10 protein-coding genes and 2 pseudogenes are annotated in these 17,492 nt (G+C 63.7%); 4 read left to right on the top strand and 8 right to left on the bottom strand.

Annotated elements, in window-relative coordinates; genetic code table 11:
- Position 1: 1 nt before the first annotated feature.
- Positions 2 to 1,165: pseudogene (locus ACREP4_RS00800) on the bottom strand (efflux RND transporter periplasmic adaptor subunit); the annotation flags it as partial.
- Positions 1,165 to 1,779, bottom strand: a complete 615-nt coding sequence (locus ACREP4_RS00795) for a TetR/AcrR family transcriptional regulator C-terminal domain-containing protein (RefSeq protein WP_431594310.1) — start codon at positions 1,777 to 1,779, stop codon at positions 1,165 to 1,167. The pseudogene ACREP4_RS00800 and the gene ACREP4_RS00795, both read right to left, overlap by 1 nt.
- Before the next feature lie 466 nt (positions 1,780 to 2,245).
- Between ACREP4_RS00795 and ACREP4_RS00790 the strand changes: the two genes are divergently transcribed.
- From ACREP4_RS00790 to ACREP4_RS00775, 4 genes are all read left to right on the top strand, one after another.
- Entirely contained in the window at positions 2,246 to 7,159 is a 4,914-nt protein-coding gene (locus ACREP4_RS00790) for an NAD-glutamate dehydrogenase (RefSeq protein WP_431594759.1), read from the top strand.
- 357 nt (positions 7,160 to 7,516) lie between these two features.
- The gene (locus ACREP4_RS00785) at positions 7,517 to 8,281 is read left to right on the top strand and encodes an NAD kinase (RefSeq protein ID WP_431594309.1); all 765 of its coding nucleotides are present in this window, start codon (positions 7,517 to 7,519) and stop codon (positions 8,279 to 8,281) included.
- Between the two features lie 214 nt (positions 8,282 to 8,495).
- Positions 8,496 to 9,440 (top strand): 5'-nucleotidase, encoded by a 945-nt coding sequence (locus ACREP4_RS00780; RefSeq protein WP_431594308.1) that lies wholly within the window; start codon positions 8,496 to 8,498, stop codon positions 9,438 to 9,440.
- A gap of 456 nt (positions 9,441 to 9,896) precedes the next feature.
- The gene (locus tag ACREP4_RS00775; RefSeq protein WP_431594307.1) at positions 9,897 to 11,273 is read left to right on the top strand and encodes an NAD(P)-binding domain-containing protein; all 1,377 of its coding nucleotides are present in this window, start codon (positions 9,897 to 9,899) and stop codon (positions 11,271 to 11,273) included.
- Positions 11,274 to 11,450: 177 nt separating this feature from the next.
- Here ACREP4_RS00775 and ACREP4_RS00770 read toward each other — a convergent pair.
- The 6 genes and pseudogenes from ACREP4_RS00770 to kynU all read right to left on the bottom strand — a co-directional run bounded on the left by ACREP4_RS00770 (position 11,451) and on the right by kynU (position 17,491).
- Positions 11,451 to 11,990 (bottom strand): annotated as a pseudogene (locus ACREP4_RS00770) (DUF2939 domain-containing protein).
- 18 nt (positions 11,991 to 12,008) lie between these two features.
- Positions 12,009 to 12,482: an SRPBCC family protein gene (locus tag ACREP4_RS00765; RefSeq protein ID WP_431594306.1), complete on the bottom strand. Its 474-nt coding sequence runs from the start codon at positions 12,480 to 12,482 to the stop codon at positions 12,009 to 12,011.
- A gap of 216 nt (positions 12,483 to 12,698) precedes the next feature.
- The gene (locus tag ACREP4_RS00760; protein WP_431594305.1) at positions 12,699 to 13,385 is read right to left on the bottom strand and encodes a DUF2461 domain-containing protein; all 687 of its coding nucleotides are present in this window, start codon (positions 13,383 to 13,385) and stop codon (positions 12,699 to 12,701) included.
- Positions 13,382 to 14,824, bottom strand: a complete 1,443-nt coding sequence (gene sbcB, locus ACREP4_RS00755) for an exodeoxyribonuclease I (protein WP_431594304.1) — start codon at positions 14,822 to 14,824, stop codon at positions 13,382 to 13,384. Before sbcB ends, ACREP4_RS00760 begins: the two co-directional genes overlap by 4 nt.
- Positions 14,824 to 16,194, bottom strand: coding sequence for an FAD-dependent oxidoreductase (locus ACREP4_RS00750; RefSeq protein WP_431594303.1), 1,371 nt, complete (start codon positions 16,192 to 16,194; stop codon positions 14,824 to 14,826). The genes sbcB and ACREP4_RS00750 overlap by 1 nt, the downstream gene beginning before the upstream one ends.
- A gap of 19 nt (positions 16,195 to 16,213) precedes the next feature.
- The gene (gene kynU, locus ACREP4_RS00745) at positions 16,214 to 17,491 is read right to left on the bottom strand and encodes a kynureninase (protein WP_431594302.1); all 1,278 of its coding nucleotides are present in this window, start codon (positions 17,489 to 17,491) and stop codon (positions 16,214 to 16,216) included.
- Position 17,492 lies beyond the last annotated feature (1 nt).

Here is a 17,492-nt window from a genome sequence, read left to right as displayed (position 1 = left end):
CCGGCGCCGGCGCGGCGGCACCGGGCTTGGCGGCGGCCTGCGGCTGCCACGGCGAGGGCTTGGCCGGGGCGCCGGCCTTGACCTTCTGGATGCCCGACACAATGACCTTGTCACCGCCTTCCAGGCCCGAGGAGATCAGCCAGTTGGCGCCTTGCTGGTTGTCCAGCACCACGTTCTTGCGCACGACATTGCCGTCCGCGCCGACGACCAGGACATAACCGCCCTGGGTGTCACGCTGCACGGCCTGCTGGGGAATCAGGAAGGCGTTGTGGCGCTCGCCCAGGTTGGCCTTGAAGTTGACGAAGCTGCCCGGCAACAACAGGTGGTCCGGGTTCGGCAGCTGCGCACGCAGCGACACCGCGCCGGTGGCCGGGTCGACCGTGGGCGAGGAGAAATCCAGCGTGCCCTCATGCGCGTACGGCGTGCCGTCCGGCAGGTTGACCTGCACGGTGGTCTTGCCGTCGCCGGCCAGTGCCAACGCGCCCTTGTCCTGGGCCGCACGCAGCGCGCTCAGTTCGTCGGCGGTCATCGAGAAGTTCACGTACAGCGGGTCGATCTGGTCGATGGTGGTGAGCAGGGTGACATCGCCCTGGCCAACCAACGCGCCTTCGGTCACCTGCTGTTTGCCGGCCAGGCCGGCGATCGGTGCGGTGACGCGCGCATAGCCCAGGTTGATGCGGGCATTGGCGACGGCGGCTTCGGCCTGCTGGACGGCGGCCGCGCCACTGCGTTCGGCAGCCACGGCGTTGTCCAGGTCCGACTGCGACACATACTTCTGCGGTGCCAGGCTGCGGGCGCGGCTGGCCGTGGCGCGGGCGTTTGCGTAGCTCGCACGGGCGGCGGCCAATGCACCTTCGGCCTGGTTCAAGGCGGCCTGCAGCTGTGCCGGGTCGATCAGGAACAGCACTTGGCCTTGTTTGACGTTGCTGCCTTCCTCGTAAACGCGCTTCTGCAGCACGCCGGCCACACGGGCACGGACGTCGGCAGAACGGTAAGGCGACAGGCGGCCGACGAGCTCGCGCTGCAACGGCAACGTCTGCGGTTTGGCGTCAACCACGCCCACGTCTGGCGGAGGCGGAGCGGCCTGTTCCTGCGGCTTCTTGCAGCCAACCAGGGTGAGTGTCGCTGCGCAGGTGAGGGCGAGGAGACGGAGCGGGGCGGTCATCAGGAGAAACTCCGGGGGTTGTTTTTATTTTCTGGGGCCATGCCAACTGCCGGCGCGTCTGCAAAGGCGCGCAGGAAAGCATCAATGGCGAACTCGGCCCACCGGTGACGCTGTTGTGCATCATCGCGGTGAGGGGCGTGAAAGCGCTGTCGTTCAAAGTCCTGGCCCGCGATCATGCTCAGTAGCAACTCGGCCATGAACTGCGAGTCGTCATGGTTGAGGCGTTCGCGGGCTATTTCGGTCTGCATCCATTCAGCTACGTGGTCGCGCAGTGCCTCGGCGCTGCCGTGGTACATGAAGCGTGCTTCGTCGCGGAATTCATGGGCGCTGGCGCCCAGCAACTGCGCGGTCTGCTGCACCTTCGGCTTGTTGCGGTGGTCCAGATAGCCAATGGCAAAATCAAGCAAGGTCTGACGCAGAGGTTTGCGGTCGCAGGTGGACAGCGCGGAGGTCGCGTTGCTCACATGCAGGCGCATGGCCTGACGCAGCAGCTCGCGCTTGCAGCCATAACGGCTGTAGAGCGTCTGTTTGGAGCAGCCAGCCAACGTCGCCACGGCATCCATGCTCAAGCGCATGCCCTGGGTTGCCAGCAATTCGCGTACTGCTTCAAACACGCGCTCATCGCGCGCGTCCAAAGGAGCGAGGGTCGGGGAGGGGGAGGTTTGCACAGGAAGTGGACTATACCGTCCAGTACAGAATCGCTGCAATGTAATTCTGATTTCGCGCTGACAATCGTTTCCGGTCAGTGGCTGTGCAGGTGTGGGACGGCGCGTCGATGCGTGAGGCGTGGGCGAGTGATGCGGTGTATCCAAGAACGAGGCTGATGGAAGGAGAGCATCCGAGATTCAGGTGGCAGACATGCAGCCGCGCCGATCTGTGCCGCTTTCCGCGCAATACATTGGTTTTTTGGGTGCATGCCGTTGCGATATTGCGGCCCTGCAGCAAGGCACTTTTTGTTGCGAGGGATACAATCGCGCTTTCTCCAACGAGCAGCACCCCAGCTCTGTCATGAAATCGCAAAACAACGCTCCCAAGACTGCAAAAACCAAACCCAAACCGGCTGTCATCAAGAAGAACACCGTGGAGGCCGGCCTCTCGCTCGAACCGGTTTTTGCAGCTTTGCGGAAGCGTTATTCCGCAGCTGCGGCGCAGACGCAGGCGGTTGCATTTGCCACTGCGTTCTACAAGCGCATGGAAGCGGACGAATTCAAGCAGCACTCGGCGGATGATTGGGCGGTGCTGGCTGCCGGCATGCTGGAGTTCGCACGTACCCGCAAGGCGGGCAAGGCGAACGTGCGCGTGTTCAACCCGACGTTGAAGGCCGATGGCTGGGAATCCGGCCACACCGTACTGCAGATCGTCAACGACGACATGCCGTTCCTGGTGGACACGGTGACGCTGGCATTGTCCGAGCAGGGCATTGGCGTGCACGTGCTGGGCCACCCGGTCATCAGCCTTGCGCGTGACAAGGCCGGCAAGCTGACGGGCGTGGGCAATGGCACGCTGGAATCGGTGATGCTGCTGGAGATCGACCGCCAGCCCGCCGCTGAGTTGGACGCCGTTGCCAAGCGCGTGAGCGATGCATTGGACGACGTGCGTGCCATCGTCAAGGACTGGCAGCCGATGACCGACAAGGCATTGGCGCTGGCCGACGACCTGGGCAAGCGTGTATTGCCGGTCAGCAAGGCGTCGCGACTGGAAGCACAGGAATTCCTGCGCTGGGCCGCGGACAACCATTTCACCTTCTTCGGCTACCGCGAATACAAGGTGGAGAAGAAGGGTAAGGAAGAAGTGCTGGTCGCCCAGAACGGCACCGGTCTGGGCCTGATGCGCGGCAAGGACACCATGGTCGCGCGCCCGGTCAAGGGCCTGGCGGCTGAAGGTTTGAACGCCACCAGCAGCCTGCACGACGCCCTGATCCTGACCAAGACCAATGCCCGCTCGCGCGTGCATCGCAGCGGCTACATGGACTACATCGGCGTGCTGGAATTCGACGCCAAGGGCAAGATCATCGGCGAGCAGCGCTTCCTCGGCTTGTTCACCTCTAGTGCGTACAACCGCCGCCCGTGGGAAATCCCGCTGGTGCGTCAGCGCTATGAAAACGTGATGCAGCGTTCGGGCTTGAGCCTGTCCAGCCACAGCGGCAAGGCACTGCGCCACATTCTGGAATCGCTGCCGCGCGAGGAGCTGTTCCAGTCCAGCGAGGACGAACTGTTCCGCACCGCCATGGGCGTGCTGGGCCTGCAGGAGCGCGTGCGTAGCCGCCTGTTCCTGCGCCGCGACAAGTTCAGCCGTTTCATCTCCGCGCTGGTGATCCTGCCGCGCGAACGTTTCAACACCGACGTGCGTCTGCGCGTCGAAAGCATGCTCAAGGATGCACTGCAGGGCGAATACGTCGATTCCAGCGTGGTGCTGGGTGACTCGCCGCTGGCCCAGGTGCACCTGATCGTGCGTCCGAAGGCCGGGCAGAGCCTGGAACTGGATACCGAAGGTCTGGAGAAGCGCCTGGCCAACGTGCTGCGCAACTGGCAGGACGATCTGCGTGAAGCGCTGGTCAACAGCCACGGTGAGAGCGAAGGCCTGCGTATCGCCTCGCGCATCGGCAAGGCCTTGCCGGCCGGTTACATCGAAGACTCCAGCGCCGAAATCGCTGCGGCCGACGTGGCACAGCTCGACGCACTCACCGGCCCGGACGACCTGCGCCTGAGCCTGCAATCGAGCAATCGCGACGGTATCGAAGGCCTGCGCCTGAAGCTGTATCGCCAGCTGGACGACATTCCGTTGTCCGACGTGCTGCCGATGATGGAAAACATGGGCCTGCGCGTGGTCGCCGAGCGTCCGTACCGTCTGATGGTCGATGACGCGCCGGTGTACGTGCAGGACTTCGAGGTCGAATCCACCATTGGTGCGATTGACCCGGCCAGTGCCAATGCCGGTTTCAGCGAAGCCTTTGCCCACATCTGGCACGGCGACGCCGAGAACGACGGCTTCAACCGCCTGGTGCTTGGTGCCGGCCTGGATTGGCGCCAGGTGTCGATGCTGCGTGGATACTGCAAGTACCTGCTGCAGATCGGCGTGCCGTTCTCGCAGGCGTATGTGGAAGGCACCTTCAACCGCTACCCGCTGCTGGCGCGCATGATCGTGGAACTGTTCGAGGCCCGCTTCGATCCGAATCCGAGCGCCGACAAGGCCGCGATGGACGCACAGCTGGCCCAGTTCAAGCCGCTGGTCGGCGATGACGCAGCCACGCTCAAGGTGCTGGACGGCGTGGTCAAGGCCCGCAAGAACGCCCGTGATACGCGCATGGCCGTTGTCCACGACGCGCTGGTCAAGTTGCTTGACCGCGTTTCCAGCCTGGACGAAGACCGCATCCTGCGCAGCTTCATCGGCGTGATCGAAGCCACCCTGCGCACCAGCTACTACATGCAGCGCAAGGACGGCCTGCGTGCCGATGGCGGCCCGGCCGACTACATCAGCTTCAAGTTCGACGCCGCCAAGGTGCCGGACCTGCCCAAGCCGCGTCCGTACCGCGAAATCTTCGTGTGCGGCCCGCGTGTGGAGGGCACCCACCTGCGCTTCGGCCCGGTGGCGCGTGGCGGCCTGCGTTGGTCGGACCGTCGCGAAGACTTCCGTACCGAAGTGCTGGGCCTGGTCAAGGCGCAGATGGTGAAGAACACCGTGATCGTGCCGGTCGGCTCCAAGGGCGGTTTCTTCGCCAAGCAGCTGCCGGATCCGTCGGTGGACCGCGATGCATGGTTTGCCGAGGGCGTGGCCTGCTACAAGCGCTTCATCAACGGCTTGCTCGACATCACCGACAACATCGTCAATGACAAGATCGTGCCGCCGCAGGGCGTGGTGCGTCATGACATGGACGACCCGTACCTGGTGGTGGCTGCCGACAAGGGCACCGCGACGTTCTCCGACACCGCCAACGGCATTGCCCGTGCGCACGGTTTCTGGCTGGACGACGCGTTCGCCTCGGGTGGCTCGGTCGGTTACGACCACAAGGGCATGGGCATCACTGCACGCGGTGCGTGGGAGTCGGTCAAGCGCCACTTCCGTGCGCTGGGCCAGGATTGCCAGAAGCAGGACTTCACCGTGGTTGGCGTCGGCGACATGTCCGGCGACGTGTTCGGCAACGGCATGTTGCTGTCCGAACACATCCGCCTGGTCTGCGCGTTCGATCACCGCCATATCTTCCTTGACCCGACGCCGGTAGCTGCCAGCGCGTTCAAGGAGCGCGCGCGCATGTTCAAGGTGCCGCGTTCGAGCTGGGCCGATTACGACGCCAAGCTGATCAGCAAGGGTGGCGGTATCTATGCCCGTTCGCTGAAGTCCATTGAAATCACCCCGCAGGTGCGTGAAGCCCTGGGCATCGACGCCAGCATCAAGGCGATGACCCCGACCGACCTGATCAACGCCGCACTGAAGGCGCCGGTGGATCTGCTGTGGAACGGCGGCATCGGCACCTACGTCAAGGCCGCCAGCGAGACCCATGCCGATGTGGGCGACCGCGCCAACAACGCGCTGCGCGTCAACGGCGGCGAGCTGCGCTGCAAGATCGTGGGCGAGGGCGGCAACCTGGGCATGACCCAGCTCGGCCGTATCGAAGCTGCACAGGTGGGCGTGCTGCTCAACACCGACTTCATCGACAACTCGGCCGGTGTGGATACCTCCGACCACGAAGTCAACATCAAGATCCTGCTCAATGACGTGGTGCGCGCCAAGAAGCTCACCGTTGAGCAGCGCAACAAGCTGCTGGCCTCGATGACCGATGAGGTGGGTGGTCTGGTGCTGATGGACAACTACCGTCAGAACCAGGCGCTGAGCCTGATGGAGCGCATGAGTGCGACCCGTCTGGGTTCCAAGCAGCACTTCATCCGCACGCTGGAAAAGCAGGGTCTGCTGGATCGCCAGATCGAGTTCCTGCCGTCCGACGCCGAGCTGTCGGCACGCAAGCTGCGCGGCCAGGGTTTGACCCGTCCGGAGCTGGCGGTGCTGCTGTCGTACTCCAAGATCGTCGCCTTCCAGCAGCTGCTGGAATCGGACATCCCGGAAGATCCGTACCTGTCCAAGGAACTGCTGCGTTACTTCCCGCAGCCGCTGCAGAAGAAGTACGCCGATGCGATGGACCGTCACCGCCTGAAGCGCGAAATCATCGCCACGGCCGTGACCAACCAGACCATCAACCGCATGGGCGCCACCTTCCTGATGCGTATGCAGGAAGACACCGGCCGTACCGTGGCCGAGGTCGCCAAGGCCTACACCATCAGCCGTGAAACGCTGGATGCCCGCGCGCTGTGGACGCAGATCGACGCCCTCGACGGCACCTTGCCCGAAGCGGTGCAGGTGGACGCGCTGGAAGTGATCTGGAAGCTGCAGCGTTCGTTCGTGCGTTGGCTGTTGAACCGTCCGGGCGCGATGCCGGGCATCACCGCCGCAGTCGAGCGTTATCAGGGCCCGTTCAACGACATCCGTGTCGCCTCGGGCGTGCTGTCCGATTCGCAGCGTCCGGCCTACGAGGCCAGCGTCAAGGCATGGAAGGAAAAGGGCCTGCCGGCCGCGTTGTCGCAGCAGCTCTCGGAATTGCAGTTCCTGGAACCGGCGTTCGACATCATCGAACTGGCACGTACCCGCAAGCTGAAGCCGGTGGATGTCTCCAAGGTCCACTTCCGCCTGGGCGAAGCGCTGCAGATGCCGTGGTTGTTCGAGCAGATCGACGGTTTGGAGGTCAACGGCCGTTGGCACGCGGTTGCCCGTGGCGTGCTGCGTGACGAACTGGCCGCACACCAGCGCAACCTGGCTGGTCAGGTGTTGTCGATGCGTGGCACCTCGGCCGAAGCCAAGGTGGCCGCATGGTTGAAGCGTGACGACAGCAGCCTGCGCTTCACCCTGGCAATGCTGGCCGAACTGGCCGAGCAGAAGACGCTGGACTATCCGACCGTTTCGGTCGCGGTGCAGCGCCTGGGTCAGTTGGCGGCGCACGGGGTTTAAGCGTCCAAGCGTTCAAGTAAGTAGCTTCAAGAAGCCGGGTCTGCATTGCAGGCCCGGTTTTTTTGTGAGGTGGGAGGCTTTTCTCCCTCTCCCCAACCCCCGCTCCGCGCCCCGGCCCTTGCGCTGGCGCAAGGGCGTGCGAGGGGCAGCGAACCAGTGGTTCGCAAGCTGCCCCTCTTACCCCGCCAGGGGAGAGGGGCTCGATATCTCGCAAGTTGAAGGGTTGCTTGCAACTGCAGCTTCAAGCCCCTCTCCCTTGGCGGGAGAGGGGTTGGGGAGAGGGGGAAAAGCCGGGAAAGCTGTGGCCCCAGCACCGGCAGGTTATCCTCGGCACCTGAGCCGAACCCGAAGACGCCCGTGTCCCCCCGAATCGCATTTCTCGCAAGCACCGTCGAGGCCGCGCAGCAGGCCCGCGCGCTGTTGGTCGCGCGCTACGGTAACCACGACCCCGAAGAAGCCGACGTCATCTGCCCGCTGGGCGGGGACGGCTTCATGCTGCAGACCTTGCATCGCCACGGCAGCAAGGGCAAGCCGGTGTTCGGCATGAAGCTGGGCACCGTCGGTTTTCTGATGAACCATCATCGCGAAGAGGATCTGATCGAGCGGCTGGCGCTGGCCGAGCCGGCACACCTGCGGCCGCTGGAGATGATTGCGCTGACCGAGTCGGGCACCAGCACCGGTTCGCTGGCCTACAACGATGTCTCGATGCTGCGGCAGACGCGGCAGGCTGCGCATATCGGTATTGATCTCAATGGCCAGCCACGGGTTGAAGAGCTGATCTGCGATGGCGTGCTGGTCTCAACGCCGGCTGGCAGCACCGCGTACAACTATTCCGCGCACGGGCCGATTCTGCCGCTGGGCTCGAACACCATCGCGCTCACGCCGCTGGCGCCTTACCGCCCGCGCCGCTGGCGCGGTGCGATCCTCAAGGCGGAGACGGAAGTGCGCTTCCGCGTGCTCGATCCCTACAAACGCCCGGTCAGCGTCACCGCTGACTCGCACGAAACCCGCGATGTGGTGGAAGTGACCATCCGCGAATCGCGCGAACGCCAGGTCACGCTGTTGTTCGATCCCGAGCACAACCTTGAAGAGCGCATGCTCAGCGAGCAGTTTCTGGTTTGAGGGCGGGGAGCCGGGAGTGGTGTTTGACGGGTTTCTGCCGGCCGGTGAGAAACGCCTGCATTCCACAAAACCGTAGCAGTTGCGCCGACTGAAGACGGCGGCTGGGCAGGCGCGCCGCCAGCGGCCGAGGGCTTGCGGCGCAATATGACGGAGGGCACTGCAGGTTCCGGGTAGACTGGGCTCCGTTCCTTGATAGTCATTGGGTTCATCGCTCATGGGTGACAACACTCCCCGGCTTCTCACTGTCGCGGTGACCTCGCGCGCCTTGTTCGATCTGGAGGAAGGGCACGCGCTGTTTGAGCGCGACGGCCTGGAGGCCTACGCGGCGTATCAACGCGAACACGAAGACGATGTGCTCAAGCCGGGGGTCGCCTTCCCGGTGGTGCGCAAGCTGCTGGCGCTCAATGACGGCACGCCGGGCGAAACGCCGCGTGTGGAAGTGATCCTGCTGTCGCGCAACTCGGCCGACACCGGCCTGCGCATCTTCAACTCCATCCAGCATTACGACCTCGGCATCATCCGCGCGACCTTCACCGCCGGTGAGCCGACCTGGCCGTATGTAAAACCGTTCGGCACCGATCTGTTTCTCTCCGCCAACCCGGAATCGGTGCGGCGCGCTTTGGTGAATGGCATCGCTGCGGCGACGATCCTGCCGCACAGTGTCGCGGATGTCAGCGCTGCAAATGCTGCCGCAACTGTTACCGGACGCCCGGCATCACAGCTGCGCATTGCTTTCGATGGTGACGCGGTGATCTTTGGCGATGAAAGCGAACGCATCTCCCGCGAGCAAGGTGTGGAAGCGTTTGGTCGGCACGAGCGCGAACGTGCGCATGAGCCGCTCAGTGGCGGTCCGTTCCGCAACTTCCTGTCGGCATTGCATGCACTGCAGGCCGCATTCCCGGCAGGCGAGGCCGCACCGATCCGCACGGCTTTGGTGACGGCGCGTTCGGCACCGGCACATGAGCGTGTGATCCGCACATTGCGCGAGTGGGGCGTGCGTCTGGATGAAGCGCTGTTCCTCGGTGGCCGCCACAAAGGGCCGTTCCTGGAAGCCTTCGGCGCTGATATTTTCTTCGACGATTCGCAGCACAACATCGACAGCGCTCGACAGCATGTCGCCGCGGGTCATGTGCCGCATGGCGTTGCCAATCCAGACTGAACACGCTGTATTTGCCGGTGCGATGCAAGCGCCGGTCTTGGTCATTTTTTTGCAAAACGCCTGCAATCGCAGGCGTTTTGCTGTGGTTTTCGCTTGGTTTTCTTGGCGCAGCACGGTTGCGGGTTATTGCCCGTTGCGCCTTGCATGCTAGGATGAACACGCTTTCGCGGGCTCATTCACGCCCAGCGGCAATCCTGCCGCGTCCTTGATCTGCACAACTGCGGCAGATCCCTCCGCCCGCACAGCAACCACCCGGTGATATAGGGACGGAGCGTCGCTCCGGCCGGTAGCGTTTCAGTTGCCGCTCCTTGCCAGTGCTGCCTTCAGGCGGCTACCGGGTGTTTCGCGCGCCGCGCGGGACTGGACGCATTGTCTCTCCTGCGCTGCGCATCACGCGCCTTTGCGCAGTGTTGTCGTGTTTTGCGCGGCAGCAGCTACACCGGAGAAACAACCCCAATGACCATGCGTATCGCCATTCTTGGTGCCGGCCCCAGCGGCCTGGCGCAACTTCGTGCTTTTGAATCCGCCCGCCGAGGTGGCGCTGAAGTGCCGGAGATCGTCTGTTATGAAAAACAGTCTGATCTCGGTGGAATGTGGAACTACACGTGGCGTACGGGGTTGGATGCCTACGGCGAGCCGGTTCACGGCAGCATGTACCGCTACCTCTGGTCCAACGGGCCGAAGGAAGCGCTGGAGTTTGCCGACTACAGTTTTGAAGAGCATTTCGGTCGGCCAATTGCTTCTTATCCGCCGCGTGCAGTGCTGCGCGACTACATCATGGGCCGCATCGAAAAGAGCGGTGTGCGTGATCAGATCCGCTTCAACATGGCCGTGCAGTGGGTGGACTATTCGGAAGAAACCGGCCGCTTCACCGTCAGCGTGCGCGACTTGAAGAAAGACGAACTGGTGACGGAGGAATTCGATCGCGTGATCGTGGCGACGGGGCATTTCTCCACGCCGAATGCGCCGTTCTTTGAAGGGCTGGAGCGCTTTCCCGGCCGCGTGCTGCACGCACATGATTTCCGCGACGCCTGCGAGTTCACCGACAAGGACATCTTGTTGGTCGGCAGCAGCTATTCGGCCGAGGACATTGGCACGCAGTGCTACAAATACGGTGCGAAGTCGGTGACCTTCAGCTATCGCAGCGCGCCGATGGGGCACGACTGGCCGGCCGCGTTCGATGAGAAGCCGCTGTTGCTGCGTGTGGAAGGCAACACCGCGCACTTTGTCGACGGGACGTCAAAGGACGTGGATGCGATCGTGCTGTGCACCGGCTACCAGCATCACTTCCCGTTCCTGCCGGACGAGCTGACCCTGCGCACCCGCAACCGCCTGTACCCGGGTGATATCTACAAGGGCGTGTTCTGGATCGACAATCCCAAGCTGATGTACCTGGGCATGCAGGATCAGTACTACACCTTCAACATGTTCGACGCACAGGCGTGGTACGCGCGCGATGTGATCCTTGGCCGCATTGCATTGCCGGACAGCGCTGCGATGCGCGCCGACAGCGAAGCCTGGGTTGCGCGCGAGGAAGCCACGCAATCGGCCGAGCAGGACATCGATTTCCAGACTGCCTACGTGCGTGATCTGCTCGACGTCACCGACTATCCAGCCTTCAACGTGGAAGCCGTGGCGGACCTGTTCAAACAGTGGAAGCACGACAAGCACGACGACATTCTGGGTTATCGCAACTGCAGCTACCGTTCGGTGCTGACCGGCACGATGGCGCCGCCGCATCACACGCCGTGGATGCAGGCGATGGATGATTCGCTGGAAGCGTTTCTTGCAGACAGCATCGTCGAAGAAGAGCCTGCACGACGCATTGCCTGAGACTCACAGGCGCCGATACATATCGGCGCCAATCCATCTCGCAGGAGCGCCTTAAGGCGCGAAGCCGGCGTCATATCCGTGTGAGGAAGGCCTTTAATCCAGCATTGCGGGATTGCAGGCCTTCCTTCTGCGGGAGGCTCAGGGCATTTGCGCCTGAAGGCGCTCCTGCCGGTGTTGTTATGTGGGCAGGATGATGTTGGTCAGCCGCCAGCGCAGGCCCTGCCGGCTGAGCACGAACACCAGCTCGCGGCCATCCTGCAGCTGCGTGGTGGCGGTGAAGCGCGACAGCGATTCGTAGCGGCCATGCGTGTTGGCCAATGGTTTGGCCGGCGATGGCGCGCCCCAGGTGTCACCGCCCACGGTGTCGCCGGTGGCGCGCTTTCATGCGCTGTCGCCCTGCAGCAGCGCGGCAACGCCGATGGGCGTGACCAGCGTATCGACGCCGGCGCCGGTCACGTTGCCAAGCACACCGGCAACCACCGCGCCGAACAGGCTGGACTGCACCTGGCTGCCGGCCTGTCGAACCAGATAGTCATTGACCTGCGCTTTGAGATTGACCCGCAGCGCCGGGAAATCTACGTAACGCTGCAGCTTGCCGGTGTCGCGTTGCTCGATGGCATTGCTGATGCCGCGAATGGTCAGGTAAGGCCCGCTGATCACGTAGCCGCCGATGGCGAGCGCAACGAGTACAACGGCGGCGATGATCCATTTCTTCATTGCGTGTGTCCGTATGGGTCAGTGGCGGTGCGTGGTCTGCGACTCGGCCCAGCGTCGTAGCAGCACCAGGGTTTCGGCCCAAGCCTGACTGCAGAAACCGTAGTACTCGCTTAACGGGTCCCAGCCGCGTTGCTGGAATTCCAGCACGGTCATCGGTTCGCCTTCATGCGCCAAGCCGCGCCACGCGCCCGGGCTGGCGCGGCGCGACAGATCAAAGCGGACTTCGGTGCCCGGCCAGGCAGAGGCGGGGCTTTGCGGCGGATGGTGACTGATGACCTCCCAGCGCACGCAATGGCCTGGATTGGTCTCCAGCACTTTCATCACCACCGGGCCGTGACCTGCACCGGGGTTGTGGCTGATCAAGGTGTCGCCGTCGCGTACCGTTTGCTGATGTGGCACCCACCAACGACTGAGCCCTGCCGCGCTGGCCAGCGCGTCGTAGACGGTACTCAGCGGAGCGTCGATCCAGATCTGGTGATGGATGGTGGACATGGCATCGGCTTCCGCGTCGGTGATGCTGCCAAGGTTGCCGCAAACCGTGTGTGGCCGTGTGAAGTCTTCAGCCTGTCGCTGAGCCGGAGGAGCGGCCTCGGCCGCGAAACCGCAACATCCTTTCGGTTACGAGGAGCCCCGCAACCGCAGCCTCGGCTTCGGCTTCGCGGCCAAGGCCGCTCCTGCGTTGGAGTGGCTTGTGCTGCCAGCCGGTGATCAGAACTCCAGATCCAGCGCGGCGCACAGGTAATCGACAAACGGGCCGAGTGCGGCCAGATCCTTGGCCACGGTCTGGCGCAGGCGAGGGCCGGTCATGGTGGCGTCGTCCAGTGAGCGCCACAGCACCCAGTTGCGGTGTTTAAGGTCGTCGATGAACTCAAAGTCCGCCGGGAAACCGCGCGGCGAGCGCACCAGCTTTTCACTGGTCTCGAACTCATAGCGGCGACGGGTGGCGGGCGCGTGCGCAGCGGCCTTCCAGCTGCCGGGGTTGTCGAAGATGAACTGTCGCAGGCGGCGTTGTACGTCCGGTTCCGGGTGCCAGATGCCGGCGCCAACGAAGCTCTCGCCCGGTGCCAGATGGATGTAATACGACGGCGCGGGAACCTGCTTGCGCCGTTCATGGAACAGCCGCGCGCCCTGCCAGGTTTTGTAGGGCGTCTTGTCGCTGGAGAAGCGCGAGTCTCGATAGATGCGGAACAGCGAGCCGCCGACGGTGCGCGGGTCGGCCTGGAAATGCGTGCTGACCGCACTCAGATCCGGCTGCAGGTCGGTGATCAGGCGCAGGAACGGCTGCCGCACATGATCTTCGTACTGCTGCTTGTGCTCGGCAAACCAGGTTTTGTCATTGTGGCGGGCCAGCCCGCGCAGGAATTTGAAACTGGCGTCGCTGAAGTACGTGGTCATAGCGAACCCTGCAGGTCGTTACCCCATTGGTCCAAGGCATCGAGCAGCGCCAATGTGGTGGGATTGTCGTGGTGTTCTTCGCGCAGGGCGGTGATCTGCGCGACGTAGTCCGGCAGCAGCTGTTCGCCGAGGCCAGGCGTTTCCAGCAGGCGCGCGCGACGGTACGCATTCCAGCGCGTGCGTGCGGCGGCATCCAGGGTGTCAGGATGGTTGCGGGCGCGATAACGGAACAGCAACTCGGGCAGGCGCGGGTCGCGGAAACGCTGTTCCAGATCGGCCAGTGCTTCCGGCGGTGCGGTACGCACCTTGCTCAGCAGGCCCTTGTCGCCTTCGGCCAGGAAGCCGTCATAGAGCGATGCGTCGGCATCGATCGGCCCGTCGATTTTTCGTTCACGGGCGAACACCTGGCGCGCTTTTTCCGCGAGTTGCGGGCCAATCGCGCGCAGCTTCTCGGCCTTGGCTTCGACCTCGGTGGGATTGATGCCAAGGCGCTCGAAATCGGCGTCGCGCAGATGATTCCATGCCGCCAGCGCAGGCACTTTGTTCAAGTGCACTTCCTTCAGCGGCACCCGTTGTTGGCCTTCAGGCAGATCAGCGGCGCGGGTATACAGACGGCTGGCGATTTCTTCCACCGACAGATCCAGCAACGCATCAACATCACCTTCCAGATCAAACACGATCACCCGGTTGTTGATATGCGGGTGACGCGCCAGCGGCAGCACCGGCGCGGCGCACAGGCGGTTGGCCGGGTAGCGCGAGGAGATATGCAACACCGGTTGCATCGCCACGACATCCAGCAGGGTGCTCACATAGCGTTTGTCGCGCAGGCGCAGCGCGTAGTCCCACATACGTGGCTGGCTGTCGCGGAAGCGGCGCGCCATGCCGATGGTGGCGTGCACGTCGGACAAGGCTTCGTGCGCGTCGCCCTGGCGGACATCGTTGGCGATGGCGAGATGTTCGAGCTTGAACGAGGTGGCGCCGTCTTCGCGCTGCGGCCAGTTGATACCGTCCGGGCGCAACGCGTGCACCAGGCGCAGCATGTCCAGCAGATCCCAGCGCGAGTTGCCGCCGCGCCATTCCCGTTCGTACGGATCGTGGAAATTGCGGAACAAGCCGTAGCGGACAAACTCGTCATCGAAACGCAGCGTGTTGTAGCCCAGCGAACAGGTCTGCGGGCGCGCCATCAGCTCCTGGATGCGTGAGAACGCCTCAGCCTCGCTCACGCCTTCGGCCAGCGCATGCTGCGGCGTGATGCCGGTGATCAAGGTGGCGATGGGCGAGGGCAGCAGGTCATCGGCGGGTTTGACGTAGAAACTCACCGGCTCGTCGATCTGCCGCAATTGTTCGTCGGTGCGGATTGCGGCGAACTGCGCGATGCGGGTGCGGCGCGGATCCTGACCGAAGGTTTCCAGGTCGTAAAACAGAAAGCTCTCGGCCATCAGTGTGCTCCTTCCAGAATGGGCAACTGTGCGTGCACGATTTTCTCCAGCGCCGACCAGTCAATGTGTTCCAGCGTCTGCTGGCCCGCCGTGGCATCAGCAAGAATGCGTTGCTGGAGTTGCGTGCGCTCCAGCGCGACGGCATACGGCGTGTGCAGGAAGGTGACCATCGTGTAGTGCGGCACGAAACGCGTGGGCCAGCGCGCCTGCAGCGCGTGTTCCAGTTCGCGTTGCAGCAGGAACGCGGGATCAGCGACGCGGTCGCGCATCTCCAGATAATTATCCAACGCCATCTGCTGGATGGCGGCGGCATTGGGTTGGCGCTCGCGCTCGAACGCGGCAAATGCCTGTTCGGTGTCGGCATGCTCGGCCAATGTGCGGGCCAGCACCACGCAATCCTCAAATGCGCAGTTCATGCCTTGGCCGTGGAACGGCACCATCGCGTGTGCGGCGTCGCCCAGCAGCACCGCGTTGTTGCCTTGATGCCAGCGGTCCAGATACAGCGTGCCGAGCAGGCCGGGCGGATGCTGCTCCCAATCGCTACGCAGGTCGGGAATCAGCGCCATTGCGTCGGGGAATTCGCGTTGGAACAGCGCTTCGGCCTCAGCGCCGGTGCGCACGTTGGCAAAACTCGGCTTGCCCTGATTGGGCAGGAACAAGGTCACGGTGAACGTGCCTTCGTCGTTCGGCAATGCAATGCACATGTAGTTGCCGCGCGGCCAGATATGCAGCGCGTTGCCTTCAATCAGAAAGCGGCCGTCCGCGCCGGGCGGAATTTCCAGTTCCTTGTACGAATGGTCGAGGAATTCGGTGCGCTCACCCAGCGGAGACTTGCGGTTCATCGCCGCACGCAGCGCCGAGCCCGCACCATCGGCACCGATCAGCGGCGTGGTGAAATGAATGTCGTGCGCCTGGTCGTCGCGATCATCGATGAAACGCGCATACCCAGCATCGAAATCCACCGTGTGCAGGCGGCGATGGAAATGGATGCGTGCACCGGCTTCCTCGGCCAGTTGCAGCAAGGTGGTGTTGAGGTCCTTGCGGTGCACCGACCAGATCACTTCACTGTCGTCGCGGCCATAGCGCTGCAACTCCGGCTCGCCGATGCGTGGGTGCACCATGCGCCCGCGCATCATCACCGTGCGCGCCATGACCGCGTCTTCCACGCCGGCTTGGCGCAGCGCATTGCGGCCGCGTTCGGCCAGCGCCAGATTGATGGAGCGGCCGGACTCGTAGTCGGCAATGCGCGGATCACCGCGGCGCTCGTAGAGCGTGATCTGCCAGCCCTGACGTGACAGCAGGATGGCCAGAAGTGAACCGGCCAAGCCGGCGCCGATGATGGTGAGACTGCGTGGGGGGGAAGTGGTCAACTCGAGGGTTCCGTGGGAATCAGCTGCTGCGGGCCCAGTTCTCCACTTCTTCAACGAAGCGGTGAATGTCCTGGTAGCGGTTGTACATCGGCGTCGGCGAGATGCGGATCACATCGGGTTCGCGCCAGTCGCCCAACACGCCAGCGGCTTGCAGGTACTCAAACAATGCGCGGCCCTGTGGGCGACCGCCGTTGACGCGCAACGACAGCTGGCAGCCGCGACGTTCCGGTTCGCTGGGGGTGATGATCTGCAGCACATCGGAAAGGCGCGCGCGCACCATTGTTTCCAGATAGCCGGTGAGCTGCAGCGACTTGCTGCGCAATGCCTCGCCACCGGCTTCATCAAACAGCGCCAGTGATGCGCGCAGTGGCGCCAGGCCCAGCACCGGCGGGTTGCTCAGCTGCCAGCCTTCGGCGCCGAGTTCGGGCACGAATTCTGGCGCCATCTGGAATCGCGTGGCTTGTTCGTGGCCCCACCAACCGGCAAAGCGGGGCAGGGTGGTGTCGCGTGCATGACGTTCGTGCACGAAGCAACCAGCCACCGCGCCCGGGCCGGCATTGAGATATTTGTAGTGGCACCACACCGCGAAATCCGGTGCGACGTCGTGCAGCGCCAACGGCACGTTGCCGACCGAATGGGCCAGATCGAAACCGACGTTGGCGCCTTGCGCGCGGGCCAAACGGGTGATCGCATCCAGGTCGAACACCTGCCCGGTGCGGTACTGAACGCCCGGCCACAGCACCAGGGCGACGCGCTGTCCGTGCTCGCTCAAGGCGCGCTCGATGGCGGCCATCGAAATGGTGCCGTTGGGCTCGTCGGGCTGTACTTCGATCAGATCGGTTTCAGGATTGAACCCGTGGAAGCGGACCTGTGCTTCCACCGCGTGACGGTCGGTGGGGAAGGCCCCGGCTTCCATCAGGATGGCCGGTCGCTGCACGGTGGGCCGATAGAAGCTGACCATCATCAGATGCAGGTTCACGCTCAGCGTGTTCATCGCCACCACTTCTTCGGGCTTGGCGCCGACGACGCGGGCCAGCGAATCGCGGACCAGGCGGTGGTAGCTCATCCAATGCGTGGGGCCGGTGAAGTGGCCTTCGACGGCGATGCTGGCCCACAGATCCAGCACTTCCTGCACCATCGCCCGGGCACCCTTGGGCTGCAGACCGAGCGAGTTGCCGACGAAGTAGATCTGGTCGGCACCGTGATGTTGTGGGATCAGGAACTGCTCGCGCAGATGGCGCAGTGGATCGGCGGCATCCAGTGCGGCGGCATGGGCGGTGGACAGCAAGTCGTTCATC

The sequence above is a fragment of the Stenotrophomonas sp. genome (genome assembly GCF_050737575.1).
Taxonomy (GTDB): domain Bacteria; phylum Pseudomonadota; class Gammaproteobacteria; order Xanthomonadales; family Xanthomonadaceae; genus Stenotrophomonas.
This window is presented reverse-complemented; position numbering and strand designations above follow the sequence as displayed.

Bases quoted from the DNA above. Each gene is read 5' to 3' on its own strand.
- ACREP4_RS00775 (WP_431594307.1), top strand. From the start codon at position 9,897: ATGACCATGCGTATCGCCATTCTTGGTGCCGGCCCCAGCGGCCTGGCG.
- kynU (WP_431594302.1), bottom strand. From the start codon at position 17,491: ATGAACGACTTGCTGTCCACCGCCCATGCCGCCGCACTGGATGCCGCC.
- ACREP4_RS00765 (WP_431594306.1), bottom strand. From the start codon at position 12,482: ATGTCCACCATCCATCACCAGATCTGGATCGACGCTCCGCTGAGTACC.
- ACREP4_RS00760 (WP_431594305.1), bottom strand. From the start codon at position 13,385: ATGACCACGTACTTCAGCGACGCCAGTTTCAAATTCCTGCGCGGGCTG.
- sbcB (WP_431594304.1), bottom strand. From the start codon at position 14,824: ATGGCCGAGAGCTTTCTGTTTTACGACCTGGAAACCTTCGGTCAGGAT.
- ACREP4_RS00780 (WP_431594308.1), top strand. From the start codon at position 8,496: ATGGGTGACAACACTCCCCGGCTTCTCACTGTCGCGGTGACCTCGCGC.